17 protein-coding genes are annotated in these 17,490 nt (G+C 46.8%); 6 read left to right on the top strand and 11 right to left on the bottom strand.

Annotated elements, in window-relative coordinates:
* Complete coding sequence (locus L0665_RS02405; protein ID WP_274924117.1) at positions 1-2,022, bottom strand: GAF domain-containing sensor histidine kinase; 2,022 nt, start codon at positions 2,020-2,022, stop codon at positions 1-3.
* An 86-nt stretch (positions 2,023-2,108) separates the two neighbouring features.
* A complete protein-coding gene (locus tag L0665_RS02410; protein ID WP_274924118.1) occupies positions 2,109-2,615 on the bottom strand; it encodes a TspO/MBR family protein in 507 nt (168 codons plus the stop codon).
* A 113-nt stretch (positions 2,616-2,728) separates the two neighbouring features.
* Between L0665_RS02410 and L0665_RS02415 the strand changes: the two genes are divergently transcribed.
* Positions 2,729-3,409 (top strand): HAD family hydrolase, encoded by a 681-nt coding sequence (locus L0665_RS02415; RefSeq protein ID WP_274924119.1) that lies wholly within the window; start codon positions 2,729-2,731, stop codon positions 3,407-3,409.
* A gap of 7 nt (positions 3,410-3,416) precedes the next feature.
* Here the strand turns inward: L0665_RS02415 and L0665_RS02420 are convergent, their stop codons facing one another.
* On the bottom strand, positions 3,417-4,274 hold the full coding sequence (locus tag L0665_RS02420) for a methanogenesis marker 8 protein (RefSeq protein WP_274924120.1): 858 nt from the start codon (positions 4,272-4,274) through the stop codon (positions 3,417-3,419).
* Between the two features lie 42 nt (positions 4,275-4,316).
* Between L0665_RS02420 and L0665_RS02425 the strand changes: the two genes are divergently transcribed.
* Positions 4,317-5,099, top strand: a complete 783-nt coding sequence (locus tag L0665_RS02425) for an acetyltransferase domain-containing protein (protein WP_274924121.1) — start codon at positions 4,317-4,319, stop codon at positions 5,097-5,099.
* A gap of 274 nt (positions 5,100-5,373) precedes the next feature.
* Here the strand turns inward: L0665_RS02425 and ade are convergent, their stop codons facing one another.
* The 3 genes from ade to L0665_RS02440 form a co-directional block, all read right to left on the bottom strand.
* A complete protein-coding gene (ade, locus tag L0665_RS02430; protein ID WP_274924122.1) occupies positions 5,374-7,041 on the bottom strand; it encodes an adenine deaminase in 1,668 nt (555 codons plus the stop codon).
* A 4-nt stretch (positions 7,042-7,045) separates the two neighbouring features.
* Positions 7,046-7,399: a hypothetical protein gene (locus L0665_RS02435; protein ID WP_274924123.1), complete on the bottom strand. Its 354-nt coding sequence runs from the start codon at positions 7,397-7,399 to the stop codon at positions 7,046-7,048.
* A 66-nt stretch (positions 7,400-7,465) separates the two neighbouring features.
* Complete coding sequence (locus L0665_RS02440) at positions 7,466-7,948, bottom strand: GTP-binding protein (protein ID WP_274924124.1); 483 nt, start codon at positions 7,946-7,948, stop codon at positions 7,466-7,468.
* 135 nt (positions 7,949-8,083) lie between these two features.
* On the opposite strand from L0665_RS02440, the gene L0665_RS02445 reads away from it, so the two are divergent.
* Genes L0665_RS02445 through L0665_RS02455 form a run of 3 tightly spaced genes read left to right on the top strand, consistent with a single transcriptional unit; the run spans position 8,084 to position 13,037 of the window.
* Complete coding sequence (locus L0665_RS02445) at positions 8,084-8,929, top strand: ParA family protein (protein WP_274924125.1); 846 nt, start codon at positions 8,084-8,086, stop codon at positions 8,927-8,929.
* A gap of 24 nt (positions 8,930-8,953) precedes the next feature.
* Complete coding sequence (locus L0665_RS02450; RefSeq protein WP_274924126.1) at positions 8,954-12,220, top strand: methyl-accepting chemotaxis protein; 3,267 nt, start codon at positions 8,954-8,956, stop codon at positions 12,218-12,220.
* 13 nt (positions 12,221-12,233) lie between these two features.
* Positions 12,234-13,037 carry a CheR family methyltransferase gene (locus L0665_RS02455; protein WP_274924127.1) on the top strand — a complete coding sequence of 268 codons (804 nt, stop codon included), beginning with the start codon at positions 12,234-12,236 and terminating at the stop codon, positions 13,035-13,037.
* Here the strand turns inward: L0665_RS02455 and L0665_RS02460 are convergent, their stop codons facing one another.
* The gene (locus L0665_RS02460; RefSeq protein ID WP_274924128.1) at positions 13,038-13,235 is read right to left on the bottom strand and encodes a hypothetical protein; all 198 of its coding nucleotides are present in this window, start codon (positions 13,233-13,235) and stop codon (positions 13,038-13,040) included.
* A gap of 213 nt (positions 13,236-13,448) precedes the next feature.
* On the opposite strand from L0665_RS02460, the gene L0665_RS02465 reads away from it, so the two are divergent.
* Entirely contained in the window at positions 13,449-14,129 is a 681-nt protein-coding gene (locus tag L0665_RS02465) for a hypothetical protein (protein ID WP_274924129.1), read from the top strand.
* A 14-nt stretch (positions 14,130-14,143) separates the two neighbouring features.
* On the opposite strand, the gene L0665_RS02470 is transcribed toward L0665_RS02465, so the two are convergent.
* The 4 genes from L0665_RS02470 to L0665_RS02485 form a co-directional block, all read right to left on the bottom strand.
* A complete protein-coding gene (locus L0665_RS02470; RefSeq protein WP_274924130.1) occupies positions 14,144-14,746 on the bottom strand; it encodes a hypothetical protein in 603 nt (200 codons plus the stop codon).
* An 83-nt stretch (positions 14,747-14,829) separates the two neighbouring features.
* The gene (locus L0665_RS02475; RefSeq protein ID WP_274924131.1) at positions 14,830-15,042 is read right to left on the bottom strand and encodes a hypothetical protein; all 213 of its coding nucleotides are present in this window, start codon (positions 15,040-15,042) and stop codon (positions 14,830-14,832) included.
* A gap of 120 nt (positions 15,043-15,162) precedes the next feature.
* The gene (locus L0665_RS02480) at positions 15,163-15,414 is read right to left on the bottom strand and encodes a DUF7123 family protein (protein WP_274925710.1); all 252 of its coding nucleotides are present in this window, start codon (positions 15,412-15,414) and stop codon (positions 15,163-15,165) included.
* 204 nt (positions 15,415-15,618) lie between these two features.
* Positions 15,619-17,454, bottom strand: a complete 1,836-nt coding sequence (locus tag L0665_RS02485; protein WP_274924132.1) for a DHH family phosphoesterase — start codon at positions 17,452-17,454, stop codon at positions 15,619-15,621.
* Between the last annotated feature and the right edge of the window lie 36 nt (positions 17,455-17,490).

Consider the following 17,490-nt stretch of genomic DNA (forward strand, 5'->3'; position numbering starts at 1 on the left):
CTAAAATAAAATATCACCATCATCCTCCGTCTCTTCTGCCAGACGGAGCGTGAACCGGATGGAAAGTCCTTTGTCATGACAACCTGGTATCCTGTCGCCCGGGCGAATTTTCCCTCCATATCTCCGAATCAAAAGGCGGGTGATGTGCAGTCCAAGCCCGCGTCCCCCCCGTTCAGTTGTAGATTCCTGAAAGAGCGAAAAAAGCTGCATCTTCTTATCGTCAGAGAGACCCGGCCCGTCATCCTCAACAGAGACGGTCACTTCACGGTCTGTTTCTTCACTACTGATCCAGATGCGCACCCCCGGCCCGCCGTATTTGATGCTGTTTCGGATTAAATTCATGAATACCACTGAGAGAAGACCATCTGCCCAGACCGTACATCCGGTTCGCATAAAGGAAATTTCTCTATCCGGGTACTGTAATATCTCAGCGCTGATAAGTGCATCAAGATTGATAGGAGTCATCTCCGTTGACTCATCAGTGATTCTTCGGATTGTGGTCACATTGTTGAGAATATCCGTGATATGATGGGTATGCCACTGAACTTTTGTGGCATACCTGCTCCCCTCTTCCATTGTATGATCCATCAGACGCTGGGAATACCCCAAAATGGCAGCATTTGCATTTTTGATGTCATGGAGCATAATATCAAGGTAGAGACTTGCGTCGCTATAGGCATCTTCCAGTCTGTCCTGCAAAATACCACGAAGAATCGTACTCCCAATCTCTTTACCTATCATCTCAAGCGTCTTCTTCTCAAATGTGGAGAAGGAGTAGCGTGACCGCCTCCCGACATAGAGTGCACCAACAACAACAGAGTCAGATATCAACGGAATACCTGCATATGAGATTGCATCTATTTCTTCCAGCACCTTTGAATCAATTGGTCCGGGAGGATGATTCGGCAAGTTATCCACATAATGTTGTTGCATTGCAAAAAATACCAGATTAAACGGATAATCCAGAACATTCTGCCGCATTCGTGTCTCAATAAATTGTTCGGGAACGCCGGATGATGCAACAATCGTTGCCCATTTTGCATCCGTATCCCGCAGGTATATCCAGCCAAGATCAAAATTCATCTCACGGGTAACTGTCTGAAGAATCTCCTGAAGCATATCGTCTAAAGTATCAACCGAGTTTGCCACCTTCATGACTTCATTCATCATTAAAAGCTGGTTGTTGCGTTTCAGAAGTTCTGACTCAGCATTCTTCCGCTGGGTAATATCACGAAATACTACCAGAAGATTACGGGAGTTATCCCGTAAGGGAACAAGGAGAATCTCCACATTGATACTGCGTGTTCTGCTGGTGCGAAGCTGATCTTCAATCACCCGGGGGTCAGAGGGTGATGAACCGGCATGAGATTTCATGGTATCTAAGATTTCTGAAAAATCGTTGTGTACCAGACGGATTTTCGGAATACCGTCCTTCAGAAACGCATTTTTCCCCAGCAGTTTGTGTGCCTCCGCGTTATAATACCGACATGCCGTATCATAAAGAACAATGACTGCATGAGGATATGACTCAAATATTTCAACCGGGATTTTTCCGTAATCCTCTTCAGAGCGAACATTCTCTCCATCATCCCGAATCCCTAATGAAGGAGAGGCAGGAGGAACGGGATAAATTGTTGCAGCAACAAGACAGGAACCGGGTATCTCAGAAACCGATATCAGTGACAAGACACCAACCCCCTCAGAATCAATCACATGTGCACGGACGAAAGTTCCGGGCCTGAAAAGGTCACAAATATCCCCAGCTGTATCTTTTTTTTCCCCCTGTGAATCACAGGGACAGATAATGTCCCTGACATCAGGCGAGGCAGCCAGAAAATCTTCCGGATATTGATATCTATTTTGAAATGCCTTGTTTGCAAAGGTTACACTCCACTTTTCCCCGAAAAAAATGATCGGGATTTCAGAATGACGGATATATTCATAGTACTCATGAATACCCGATTCAATACGTTCCGTTTGGAATGGTGGGGGGAGTTCATTCTCTGCTGAATTATTCGGCATAGATGGCAGCACCCGGGATCAGGTGTAACAGATAAGATGTACCTGTCAGAACAATTGAAAGTATGGATTTATAGTTATTCCTGAACTTAGTTCAGCAAATATATAGAGCCATTCAATACCGTGGCAAAGGATACCCATGCAAGATACGGGATGAAGAGATATCCTGCCCGTTTATTGATGCGAAAGAAACTGATTGTTACGGCAAGAATGAAGATCCAGAGGATAATGATCTCAATAAGCCCATAAAGGGGACTTTGAAGGGTGAAAAACGCATATGACCAGAGAATATTGAGAACCAGCTGACAAGAGAACAGCGCCGTTGCAATTCGAACGTCAGCCCTCCCGGTGCCTTCTGCCAGAATGAGATACAGGGCGATACCCATCAGGATAAAAATGGTTGTCCATGCAATCGGAAATGCCACATTCGGTGGAATAAACCATGGTTTTATCAATTCATCCGCATACCATGATCCCGCTCCTGTAGCCGTAAAAAACGATCCGACAAATCCTGCGAGATTTGTCAGTATCACACATCCAATGAGAAGCACCGGATTGCGGATATTAAAACCCCCCTGACCCACCACCTGATTCATAAGATATGAAATATGATCAAAATGGTAATAAACCTTTTTGAACTCATTACCACAATCCCAAACCAATTATCTACACGGTGCAAACCACTAGACACTGACAACAGGTATTATAGATGGCTGAAATAACACGTGATAAAATCCCGGAATATGTTCTCTTCGATATGGATAATACCCTCTATGACTTCCATTTTGCCAAAACACAGTCATGTGAGGCAGTCACAAATCTCGCAGGAAGCGGAGAGGGTATGGAACTTTTCCGGTATTTTATGAGTGGAACACATGGGTTTGAACACCACAACAATATCCATGATTTTCTGGAAGACCGCGGTATCTTTGAACCACGCCTGTATGAAGAAGCATGCGCGGTTTACGAAGAGGTGAAGATTGGGTCACTCACCCTCTATCCGGGAGTGGAAGAAACTCTCCTGCTTCTTGCAGATGCCGGAGTATCCATGGCAATTATCACTGATGCTGAGAGCAGTCAGGCAGAAAAACGTCTGGCAGCAACCGGCGTCAGGGATTACTTTGATGGCGTAATGACGCCCGACCGGTCAGGAGTAAGAAAACCAAAGCCTGAAATGTTTCATGCGGCAGCAGCCATTCTGAAGTGCGACGTACAGGATGCATGGATCGTCGGCGATAGCCCGAAACGGGAGATTGAACCCGGAAATCTTCTGGGAATGACAACTGTCTATGCAAAATATGGTGACTGGATTGGCATTCCCTACCCACGGATAAAACCAAACTACACCCTGCAGTCCTTCAGTGACTTACAGGAAATCATGCACCTGTAAAAAATAATTATACGAGAGGGGAGGGACCCTTCCCTTCTGAATAGGGCAGTGTATGCCCGGTAATCACTACCGGTGTCTGTACAGACGCAATCTTGGCAAGTATCACTTCTTTTCCAGCCTTGGTCATGGCAAATATCGGGACACCTTTGCCACCCTGCAAAAGAGCCCGTTTTCCGGCAATTTCATACAGTGCACGGGACGCACACGGGAATATAAGGTCACAGGATGCGGCAAATTTTACTGCATCTTCATCATTCGTGCCGGTGGTATGCACTGCCACAATAAAGGCATCAGGGCATACCCTCCTCAGGGTGAGAGCTTCATCTGCAGAGGCAGTGGTAACAGCAGGTGCATGATAGCCATTTTCCAGAGCCATTCGCACCCCATTTTCTGCATTGAGTGCTGCATCACGGGGAGACACCACAATACCGCCGTTTTCATGGATACGATCAATCACCGCAGGGATTGGTGTTGTTGATACCAGCCCGGACATCTTCCCTCCTATACCCTGGATAAGGCGGGGTGAGGTTGCAATTACCGTCCCTGCCCCGTCACAGGCAATCACTGCTGCATCAATGATGCCGCACCTGAGAGCAGAGGAGAGCAGTTCAGATGCCCCAAAGAGCACGAAATCATCATCAGAAACCACAACACGTTCAGGAGTGCACATCCCAAATGCAGCAATGCGCCCTTCGATATTGCGGCGAATCTCCTCTTCGGTAAAATTTCGCACCGGCTCACAGAACCGTGCCGCAAGTGGACAGGAGGTAATACGTGCCGGCCCAACCGAGACCACATGCCCGTCCCGTACAACAACACGGGCACAGCCGGCTGCCTCAATAATATGCTCATCGCCCTGAGTCATCACACTAATGCGTATTACCCCCCCATATTATAATGAGAACGAATGGAGCAGGCAGAAAATATACAGACCAGACCAAAATCGAGATTCTGGGAGATTGATGCAGCCCGTGGCATTGCCATCATAATGATGGTTACCTACCACCTCCTCTTTGATCTGGTCTACTTCGGTGTGGCAGACATTGCTATTACAAGTGGATTCTGGCGGGCATTTGCGTTGACCTGCGCCTGCACCTTTGTTTTTCTTGTCGGGTTGTCCCTCCATATCAGCAGGGAACGTGCCATACAAAAAGGAGTGAAGGGGTCAGCCCTTGTGCAGAAGTTCCTCATGAGGGGTGCGTTCATTCTCGCACTCGGGTGCGGCATCACCCTTGTAACCTGGTATGTGATTGGAGGAGGATACATTCTCTTTGGCATCCTGCACCTCATCGGCCTCTCTATCTGCCTTGCACCGCTCTTTTTTCCCCTGCAAAAAAAGAACCTCATCGCAGGTGTGATTGTTCTTGCACTCGGTCTTGTGGTGACAGGGACAGTGGGGCCACTCTGGCTTGCATGGCTGGGTATTCATCCCGCAGGATTCTATTCAGTTGACTATGAACCGCTCATTCCCTGGTTCGGCCTGGTCCTTTTGGGACTGGGAGCGGGTGCATACCTCTACCCGAAGGGGCGTCCCCTGCGGCAAATCAGGCAGCCCTGCCCTCCGGTTACGAACCTTCTCGCAACGGCCGGCAGGCACTCACTTCTGATATACATCATCCACCAGCCAGTTCTGATACTGCTCATGGTAGTGGCAGGAATAATTCCTCCCGAAACCTTTGGTATTTTTTAAGACAGTCCTCATTATTCAGAACATCTCTTTTCACCGTTTTTTTGCAGAATACTCACGACAAACAACCCCGGACACAAAAAACCGGAGAAATTACCATGATAAAAATCACCACTCACTCACTCACTCACTCATCCCCAATATGATTCATCACATATGGGGGTGGGCTGCAGAGAAGGGGGCACCCCCTTCCTTGCTTTGAATGATCCTTCTTACTCTGGATCATCCTTCTTACTCTGAATGGAATCTGAGATAATTCAGCGAATACCAAAAAATATTATTTTTCACGGGAAGAGAAGAGCGGCACATCGGCAAAGGCATTCACATCAAAGACCCCGCGTTCGGTCACCCGGATTTCAGGAATGACCGTGAGTGCACAAAAGGAGAGATACATAAACGGATTTTCGATACACCCGGTTGTCCGGATGCATGCCTCAAGTGACCGGAGGGCTTCTGCCACTTCGTCATACGGAAGAGATGACATCAGGCCACCGCATTCCAGCGGCAGAAATGCAGACGTATCCCCTGAGACTGCTGCCATGCCGCCGTCGGCTGCAATGACCATCTCTGCGGCACGAATGATGGAGGCGTCATCACTTCCAACGGCGATGAGATTATGGGAGTCGTGGGCCACACTCGCTGCTATAGCTCCGTCCCGGATGCCAAACCCTTTCACAATCCCGACACCACAACCGGCACTGCGGTAGCGGTCACAGACGACTATCTTCAGGAGATCACGCAACGGGTCGGGAAGGGCTGCCCCATCAACCTCTTCAGAAAGGTCGCGGGTGAGAATCTGGCCCAGCACCAGACCCACCACACGGGCCATCCCGGACCCGTGAATGGCGATGGACTCCTCAGTCAAAGGAGCACATGAGAAGGGCACATGCAGGACATCAGGGAGTCGGTATCCGGGATCCGTCCACCTGACACCCAGAATGTAAGTGTCTGTTACCGTGCACGGCCCGGCATCGTCCAGTACACAGAAGTCAGCCCGCCGGCCAGGTGAGAGAGCACCACGATCATTCAGGCCAAAACGTTCTGCAGCAGAGAGGGTAGCCATCCGGAATGCCGTCTCCGGTTCAATACCTGCGGCAACGGCCCTGCGGATACAGTCATCGATATGCCCGTCTTCTGCAAGCATATCTGCATGTCTGTCATCGGTTGCAAAGGAACACCGGGGGGCAGTCACAGGAGTCACAACCGCAGCCAGCGCAGCGAGGTTCTTCTCTGTTGACCCCTCACGGAGCATAAGATACATCCCTCGCCTGAGTTTTTCTGCAGCCTCTTTGGCACCCGTGCATTCATGCTCGCTCTGGATGCCTGCTGCAATATAGGCACAGAGTGCTTCCCCGGAAAGGAGCGGTGCATGGCCGTCCACAACAGGAGACAAACCAATTTTGCAGAAGAGATCAGCGTCTTCTGCAAGCACACCCGGCACATTCATAACTTCTCCAATACCGGCAATTCCCTCTTCACCAACAAAGGCTGCGAGTGAGTGGCAGGAGAGAACAGCTCCTCCCCTGTCAAGCGGTGTCGCCGGCACACAGGAGGGAAGCATCAGCCTGATATCCAGAGGGACTTCTGAACGCTGACGCAGCATATACCGCAACCCTGCAGTACCCGCAACATTCGCAATCTCATGCGGGTCAGCAAAAACGGTGGTTGTCCCATGCGGAATCACGGCCCGGGCATACTCTGCGGGAGTCAGAAGAGAACTTTCAATATGCACGTGGGCATCAATCAGACCAGGGATGACACGTTTTCCCCGCAGATTGATGATATCTCCTGCAGAATAGTTTCCAAACCCTGCAATCCGTCCATCTTTCACACCAAAAGAGGCATTATCCTCCCATTCCCCCGTAAACGGACAGAAAACTCTGGCATTGATAAAAACCGTGTCGCAGGGTTCTTTCCCTGCGGCAGCCTGAATAAATGAAGCCACTTTCTCAGACCTCAAGATCCTCAATCACACAACCAACCCGCTCACCATCTTCCATCATATAGACATAAAGACGATAAGGGCCCGGCTGCAGGTCTGCATCAAATGTGACATCATTTATTCCTGCATTAAGATGCACGGAACGGACAATTTTATCCACTTCTACCTGTTTGAAATCAGAGAGATCAAAGACCGTGATCTGCATTGACACATCTCTGGCTTCCGCTTTGTTATCCACAGAGACGTGCACACCATCACCATTGTACGAAACACTCCCGATGGAATATGACAGGCACCCTGCAGAGACGGCAACCACAGCCAGAAGAAGGATAAGACCAGTTACAACACCAATCCTGGACATAATTGATGTAAGTAAAACCCGGAACAAATTATACTATTTGCTTTGTACCGGACGCGCACTCTATTTTTATTGGAAATGGATATCCAGAAATTCACGCAGTGCTTCTGAAGTATTGCATCCATTCACCGCTGAAATCTCGGGGGAAAAAACAGAACATGTAATAGCATGATACCTGCCGGGTTGAGAATCAGGATGGTCACATTTGTTCAGAAAAACAGCATACGGACACCCGGAAGCGCTGAGTGAGGCACATAACCCCTCAGTCAATCCATCCAGATCATGCGTGGTATCAGCTACGACGATTGCCCCATCCATTCCACGGGAGAGAATATCACGCACAAATTCAAACCGTTCCTGCCCAGGTGTACCAAATAGATAGATTTTTCGGCCGTTTACCAGCGTTCTGCCGAAATCAAGCCCGACTGTTGTTGAAACCTCACATTTATTCGCTTCAATATGCCGGGATTTGGGATCAATTGCTCGTATAAATGATGATTTTCCGGCATTATATGCACCAAAAATCACAATCTTCAGTCTGGAATGATCCATTCAATGTATCTGTTTGTTTTATGCTTCATATAAGATTTTAGTCAAAAATAGACATTTTCGTGCCGGGAACAAACAAAGTGTTTTTCCCCTGATACCACAAAATTCCAATTAACGATTGCAGATGGGAGAAACCTGATGCCGGTAATAACATTTACACACCATAAAGGAGGTACCGGAAAAACCACATCATGCCTGAATAGTGGAGGTTCTCTCAATACTAAGGGAAATAGAGTCCTGATTATTGATTGCGACCCTCAGGCAAATGCAACCACCGGGCTTGGACATGACCTACAGGAAGAACAGACAAATATGTATGACGTCTTTATGTCAGGGACGGAAGGATTTGACCCGGTAAAACTCAAAGACATCATCGTTTCAACTGAATCAGGCATTGATCTCTGCCCCTCATCACTTGACCTTGCAGGGGCTGAACCATACCTGTATGAACGGGAAGACAGACTCTTTGTTCTGAAAGAAGCGATAAAGCCAATTCTCAGACGGTATAGTTACATTCTGATTGATACCCCACCCAGCATGGGACAGTTTGTGATTAACGGGATTGTTGCAGCAGACCACATTATTGTCACTCTTGATAACGGAATGTTTGCACGTACAGGACTTGATGCACTTCAGACCATCTTCTCTGATATTGCTGAGATTACGGGAAAACCCGTATCAGCAGATGTTGCGGTAATCACCCGTGGAAGGATGTTACAGGAAGAAATGACACCTGGAAAACAAATTTCGGATGGTTTCAGGCGCATTTTTGGACTGAAAAAAGACGAAACGTCCTCACGGAAACAGTTTGATGAGATTCTGGAATTTTGTGAAAAATCCTTTCCGCATGTATTTACCGTTCCGTATGACAACAAGGTTCACGACGCACAAAGAGAGGGGTTGCCTCTCTCACAATACGCACCAGATAGTAAGGCGGCTGTTGTTTATGAGGAATTAGCCGCTGTTATTAAAAAATGGAATTAGTGGGAAATAAGGAGCTGAATTCATATGGCAGATAAACAGAAGAGACCGGGTCGAAAAGCACTCTTCACCGGAGTACAGAATCAAAATACCCATACAGAAAAAACAGAAGAGTCTGACACAGCAGAAGAGATTGAGGGAACAATTTCTGCAGCACTTGATAATATAATTAAATACCCAAACACCGGAAATATCTCTCTGGAATCTCTTGATTCCTCACATGATAGTATAGTCATATCCATCAATGCAGCCCTCAGCGCTGTGCGTCGTGCCGCAGATGAAGAACTGCATGCAGCACAGAAAAAAGCGGATGTATTAGCTGCACAATCAGCAGAAGGGGAAAAGACGATTTCATCCCTGAAAGCAGACCTTGAAAGTCAGGAAAAAATTGTCCAGTCCCTGACAGAAGAACTCAGGGAGGTTGTCTCTGCTGAAAAAAAGACGCACGAATCGGATAATACACAGCTTGCAGCAGATATCAGAGGAAAGGACGATGAAATAATCCGACTCGGAAAAGAAATTGTTGTGCTCACTGAGGAGGCAACATCACTTCGAAGAGAGGCTAAAGAGGCATCCGGGGCAGTTAAACCGGAGGCATATGCGGAGCTGCAGCACCAATTCGATGAACTCACAAAACGCCATGCAGACCTCACCACACAATATGAAGCAGAAAAGGAACGACTTGCAACAGACATCAGGAAGAAAGACGAAGCCATTATCCATTTCAAAGAAGAGGCAGTCAAGCCGGAGGCATATGCAGAACTGCAGCACCAGTTCGAAGAACTTTCCACCCGTAATGCAAACCACATCTCACGGTATGAGGCAGAAAAGGAACAACTTGCAGCAGACATCAGAAAAAAAGACGATGCTATAACCCATTTCAGAGAGGAGGTAGCAGAACTCAGGAAAGAGGGAGCAGAGGCAATCAGACCGGAAGCATATGCAGAACTGCAACACCAGTTCGAGAATTTTACCGCCCTCCATGCAGATCTGACTGCAGAATCCGGGACAGAAATAGAACGCCTGAATGCAGAAATCAAAAATAAAGATGATGAGATAATCCGGCTCAAAGAGAATATTTCCAACCTCAGAGCGGAGACAGCACAACTCAGGAACACGATTGCAAATACACCAAAAGAAGAGAGCGATGCAGACATCCGGCAGCGGCTCGAAGATCTCACAAAACGCCATGCAGATCTGACTGTACAGAACCGGAAATCAGGGTCTGAGATTACCGGACTCAGAGGAAAGCTTCTTTCAGCAGAAAAGGCGGAGAAAAAGACAAAATCTGAAATTTCTTCCTTTAATATGAAATTATCAGTTCTGGAGACCGAAAACCATAAACTCCGTGAGAAACTGGAAGCGCAGAGGGCCACAGAGGCAACCATTCAGAAGGACGAGAAAACCGTTCGTGACCTCATGCAGAAAAATCGTGAGACAAATGCTCTGGTTATGAACAATCCCATCCCGATTCTCATCACAGACCGTTCATTTGCAATAATCGGTGCAAATCATGCATATGAACAGTTATCCGGGATCCGCATCTCAAAACTCAAAAATATGAACCTCAGGGACTTCACCCTCATTAGTCAGAAAGGGGAAGGCATCGGAAAAACGGTGAAAGCGAAAACACGGAGTTCATCAGAGATTGAGATCAATCTGCCTTCAGGAACCTATGTTCTTGAACAGTATGGCATACCCGTCCTGGGAGAAGAGGGTGCCATTGCATCGGTTTATATCTTCTACAATGATGTGACACGCGAACGCCGGGAAGCAGATGAAATCCGGAAGCGGATGGCAGAAAATGAAATTCTCCGGAAACGCTCTGATCTGATGATCGAAGAGAACCCAATGCCCATCCTCTACACAGATAGTACCTTCACCATCCAGCTCGCGAATGAAGCATATGTCAGGATGAGCGGAATTCCACGCAAAAAACTCATCGGGATGAATGCCCGGGATTTCAGGATCAAAAACCATGAAGGCGACGGGCTTGGCCATGTCATCCAACAAAAGAAACAGTCCTACGGGATTTTCACTGTTGATCTGCCGACAGGTACACATATTCTGGAACAATATGGGATCCCGGTCATTAACCCTGATGGTGAATTAAAAAATATTTTCATTGTGTACAATGACATCTCCGATGTCAGGGAAAAGGAAGCAGAAATAACCGGTCTCATGGCACACGTCCGGGAAGAGACAGAAACCCTCACGGAAAGTGCAAACAAACTGACCACTCAGATGGAGAAACTGGCATCAGGAAACCTCATGGCAGAAACTGCTGTTTCAGATACCGATCCTCTCAAAATCCTGAAAGAGCATTACAACATCTCAATCAGCACAGTCCGGTCAATCACAGTAAATGTTGCAGAAACAATTGAAACCATTCGCCATACCGCAAAAGAACTTACCGCAAGCAGCGATGAAATAAGCAGTGCCAATGTAAAGATGGCAACAGACACACAGACCATTACCGAAAATATGGGCACCCTGCAGGGAGAAATAGAGGCAGTAAGCTATGAAGTGGCAAATCTCTCAGCTTCAATAGAGGAGATCGCCAGTACTTCACAGGAAGTGATGAGGCAGTCAGAACTCTCTTCAGAAGAAGGGGCAAAAGGTGCTGAAATCGGTAAGGACGCCTCAATAAAAATAGCACTGGTGGGCGAAATATCCCAGCAAAGCCTACAGGGCATCACCTCTCTGAATGACCAGATGCAAAAAATTGGAAAGATTGTCCGAATCATCGCAGGCATTGCAGACCAGACAAATCTTCTCGCCATCAATGCTGCAATCGAGGCGGCACGGGCAGGCGAACACGGCAGGGGATTTTCCGTTGTGGCAGGTGAGATCCGCAACCTTGCAGTGGAGTCAAAGGAAGCGTCAGCAAGCATTGAAGAAATGATTGGGATGATTAAAAATGAAAGTGAAAGAACTGCTGATTCAATGCGTACGGCAGATGCTGAGATCCACAACGGGATGATCAGTGTGAATGCATCCATTGAAGCCATTAACACCATAGTCGATGTAGTTAATCTGTCAGCACAGGGAGTTGAAGAGATTACCCGTGCCACTGAAGATCAGGCAAATGCCACCAACCGCCTGATGGAAAAAGTAGAACGTGTATCACAGATGGCACGAGAAACCATGCATAGCAATGAGGATATGGCAGCACTTGCACAAGAGCTGAGTGCCTCAGCCGAAGAGGTGGGAAGTGTTGTCCATGAACTCGATACTATGGCAGAACGCCTGCATTCCCAGATAGACCGATTCAGCTTTGAAAAAGAGATTTGAGAGATAGAGATCAATGGAAAACAGAGAATTTCAGTCAGTTCTGCGTACGATAGAATCAAAAATTGGGATACAGTGTGCAAACTACAAACCAGACTATCTCCAGCGAAGAATACAGTCCAGAATGCGTATGAACAAAATGGATTCATATCCTGAATACAATTCCAAACTCATCTCAGACACGAATGAACAGGAAGCACTCCGAAATGCTCTCACCATTAATGTGACCAAATTCTGGCGGGACAGGGAAGTATTCGATCTTATAAAACGTGAAGTTATTCCGGAGATCAAACGCAGGAAACAGAGAATCAGAATCTGGAGTGCCGGATGTGCCACCGGAGAAGAACCATACACCCTTGCGCTGATGTGCCATGAAGCCAAAGTGCTGTACCCGGATGTGCAGATTACCATCTTTGCCTCAGACATTGACAGAGAAGCTTTGAAAAAGGCAGAAATGGGCATATACCAGAAAAAAGCTCTGGAAAACCTCTCAGAACCCCAGATACGCAGGCATTTTGAAGAACAGGATGACGGGTCATACCAGGTAAAACAACACCTCAAAGATCTTGTGAAGTTTTCCCGGCATGACCTGATGAGCGGACGGACGGTGACCCAGTATCTGGACGTTATCCTCTGCAGGAATGTAACCATCTACTTCACAGAAAAGCAGAAGGATGAACTTGCACGGCTGTTTGCGCCAGCGCTTTCAGAAGGCGGATACTATGTTATGGGAAAGACAGAGTATATGGGAAGGGATGTCGAGCACCTGTACGACCCATTTAATTCAATTCAGAAAATATACCGGAAAAAAAGCGCGTAATTACCGACTCTTTATCGGGAGATCATCAGGGCTTACCACATCACCCTGTGCATTTCTTTCAATATGGGAAACCCTATCCATTATTTCTTTCTTTTTCGAGGATGCTTTTATCTGAGTGAGCATAAACATGAGATTGATACCAATCACCACAATGACCATCGTAAGGCCAACTCCCATCAGGACTCCTTTTGACGTCAAAAACACAGAAACCAGCAGTAACACAAATGAGATCAGATAAAATATAATCCATGTTCGTGATTCCTGCAGATCCATAGATTATTGAAATTTGCAGCCCGATGCTATTTAATCTATGTGTATGTTTACCCGATTTTATGAAAATACCATCCTTGCACCCCTGATACAAAAAAATAGAGAAAAACAATTATCAGAAAAGCTGTGCAAGGTTATGATGTGAAACGGGCAGATATCATCACCTTTGCTGGTGCAATCATCATTGTGGCCATCATCGCAGTGGCCACACAGGGGATTGACAGCATCCCGGGTTTAAATGGATTTATTTCGCCAGAATCACCATATGAAAATCCTACAGGCGAATATTCCCCCCACACCCCACAGGCAAAACCACAGGTATGGAATATTCCAAAAAATACTGACCTTAATACCGTCTTTGTAAGTGGGGACGGAGGATATCCGGTCACGGATTTTCCAGATGACATGACGCATTTTGGAGCATCAGACCCTGAGTATCCTGAAATATGGATGCCAGGAGAGATAGTCCGGTTTGCAACATACACCGGCCCGGGCAATGGATTTTCAGAGAAATTTCATGTTCCGTTTGGATTCTGGCGGATAAATGCCAGCATGACTGCAGTCAATAAACCGGAAAGTTCTCAGCTGACCTGGATACTTGTGGACGCTGAGGACGGTGCCATTGTCACCGGCAACCAGATGCGGTATGGAGAGCATGTGACAAAGACGGTTCAGGCATCAGGTGATGCATTTTACTTCATCGTGAGTACACAGGACATAAATCAGTATGAATTCACTCTGGAAACAACAAAAGCACTGTATGGTGACAACCTGATACAGCCGGCAGTCCGGAGACTCACTGCATTCCTGAACGCAGCATAAAAAAATCAGTCATCTCACCCATTAAGGGCGAGTTCAATTGACCGTTCAAGAGAGGTAATGAGCTCGGCAAAATTGACATTCAGGGCTTTTGCCTCAGTAATATCCAAACGCATATCTGCTGGGACCAGAGTCATATTAATTCCATCCATGCGGGTATCAGAGACAGAGAGTTCTGTACGGGCAAGGGCAAGATTGCCCTGAGCGGCATGCATCTCAAGATACCAGTCATCATACTGGTAGATTTCTGCTGCGTCACCTGCATTCAGGATATGAATCTGGGCGGCTGACACTTCCCGGGCAGCAGAGACATACGCCATTTTTCCAAAAATCATTTCACGCAATGCATACGGGGCACTGGGTTCAGTGAATTCAGGTTCCGGCTGTATGGCATCCACAATTAAAAATGCCTCGTTCAGCTCCGCCTCTGCTCCCTGAAGTTTCGCATCAGTAAGTTCAGGTGGATTGGTATCCCAGTTAATTTCACAGATTTTCGTATCAGCATTATCATACAGAGATGAGGCCGATGAATATGCATCCTCATCGGTAACACATCCACTGATACAGATACCTGCAAAGAGAAATACCAGTGCAGCATATGCAAACCAAGATAAATTCATCAGTTATATACCATCGTATGTAATCATTTATTCCAGGCACAAACGGAGAAAGAAGACTCCATTTTGTTTTTACTCTCACCAGACTAGATTTTTTCGATAATGATCCGGATTTTGTCACCGGCATTCAGTCCGTGTCCTTTGGGCACATCAATGTTATACCAAAGACCAAGTGGATTGCCTTGTGTTACTGAGGCTTCGTCAGACTGGGTGCCCTGATTCATGAGACAGTCTTTATTTTCATCAATATTTGCAATAAATTCAATATCAGATACAAATTCAACGATTTTATCAGTCATACAAATGAATTTCCTGTTCAGAAGTTAATGCTTTTGTTTATGTAAGCAGCACCAGCAGTAAATCAGGAATAAAATGAACAATTGATTCAGGCATGAGGCCTGAAAAGCAGTACTTAAAATTTACGCAGCTTTCGGGAGAACACGCCATGTAGTGCTGTTCGAGTAACTCCAGCGGGAGATATCAAGCTCATCACAGATACCAGAGAGAATCGCCAGGTTTGTTCCAACTTCTTTCGGCGAAAGACCGAGGTCTTTAGCAATGTACTTGGACTTAAAGTAATGTTTTCCCGCTTTGAGACCCTGTACCAGGTATGACAGAATTTTACCCTGTGTTGCTGTATACTGGTCAGAAATACGGTTACTACGATTCATCATAACACTCCGGGAACAATTTCCATTTTGAAATTACTATAATATATACCTTTCTAAAGACAGAACTCTCTTTTTTTCAATTCAGAGACAATTTCTGATAATTATTGGTTTAACCTTTGCAGATTGACCAAAATTGAGTATCATATCCGCTATAGAAATGTTTTAGAAATCAAAGGGTAATTTCTTTAAATAACCCTAAAAAAATTATACTACGGGGAATTCCTCTATCTTTGCAATGAGGCTTTTAATTACCGATTCCCGCATTCCTTCGACGAATTTTATACTTCCAACGACAAGATGGCCTCCGCCGTTCACTCCGCCGCCGATAACCTCTTCTCTGAGTTCCCGTACCATCTTCGGGATGTTCATCAGAACACCACGTGACCGGATGACCACAAAGTCAGGCCCGAGACCCAGTGTCACCACTGGTGCACCCTCATTACGCCTGCAGAGGATATCGTGCACCTCGCCGGAGGTCTTTCCGGGCGGGGGGAAGGTAAACCGGTGGGCGTACATTTCTACATCCAGCGTGAAGAGTTTTGCAGTGTTTCCAAGTTCTTTTTCGACGACATGCGGCATTGACGCACTCAGCTGTTCTTTGATTGCAAGATTTGCTTCTTCTACAAGAAGGGCAATGAGACGTTCATGGCGGTCGTGTTCTCCATTGACATCAAGAATGTCTTTTACGATTTCCCGCCCGTCATTAAACCTGAGCCAGAACTGTTCATAATCAAGGGCAAGAGCAATATCCTTGCATTGGTCCTCGCTCCAGTCATTGCTGATAAGGTCCAGATACTGCTGGCGTTCCGGTGCTTCACTCCGGTCACCAACGGCCGCAACTGCCGGGAAGTGGCGGATTTCACTCTCTACACCGGGGAAGATCATGCGGGCAAGTTCAGCACCGAGCATACCTGCCGTTACACCAAAGTCTCCACCGACGTGGTATGGATTCACATGTGCATCGAGATATGCATCTGTGCTTTCATCGGGGTGGTGATGGTCAACAACCACAATTGAGATGTCGTATACTTTTGCCATCCGATACGATGCTTCATCCTCTTCTGTTGAGCCATTGTCCATCATGAGAATGAGCGGCAGCTTCTGGCCAAACCTGACAAAGTCTTTCAGAGCAAAGTCAAGGTCACGGGTTATATCCTCAATTTCATAGAATGGTGCTTTTGACGGAGCCCGCTTGAACATATGGCCCTCTGAGTCAAGGTCACCGCCGTTCTCGCGGATAAGGTAGGTGACGGCACGTTCAACAGCCACTGCAGCAGTAATGCCATCTGCATCGGCATGGTGGCGCAGCACAATCGGCTGGGCAGTGAATATGGCCTTCCGGATTATCTTTGCTACCTTCTGCATCTCCGGCTTGAGGCTTTCTAATACCTCACTTTCGATCATGAACGGGATGTCTTCCGGTTCGGCACGCAATTCAAGGGCTTCTGCAATACGCAGTTTCACATCTTCCCGTTCTTCACCGGAGAGAACCCGGATGTTTGAGACTTCAATCTGAAGGCGGTTGTTCCTGAGCATTACCTCACCCGAGACTGAGATCATATCTTCCAGTTCAACCTCCGGGTAGGCACGTACCCCTGCCTCAATGAAGGCTGCAGCATCCTCTGCACTTGTTTCATCGACTATGGTGAATATGGTGGGTCCTGAGGTCTGCTTTATTTGTGCAACTTCTGCTTCAACGGTGACATGTCTGCCAACTTTTTCCGAAAGGTCACCCAGCCTTATGCTTGAGAGTTTCTTTGCAACAGTCTCCATCTGGTAACCGGCAGGGACAATCTCCTCAAGATCGATGTTGCCATTTTTGCGCACTTCCCGTACACGTACGAATAATGTCTCCCCTTCACGATGATCGGTCTTCACATTCGATTTGTGTATCAGACCCTTTATTCGGTCATTAAGATACACAAACGTGCCAAAATCAGCAAATCCCTGCACACGCACGGCATATACTTTGCCTTCTTCCACATCACCCAGATCACATGCTGGTGAGAGGCGGTAAACAGTCATTTCTCCATTCGTCATTTTATTTTCACACTCGGCTAATTATTTTCTACATTC

This window comes from Methanogenium marinum (genome assembly GCF_028912405.1).
Taxonomy (GTDB): domain Archaea; phylum Halobacteriota; class Methanomicrobia; order Methanomicrobiales; family Methanomicrobiaceae; genus Methanogenium; species Methanogenium marinum.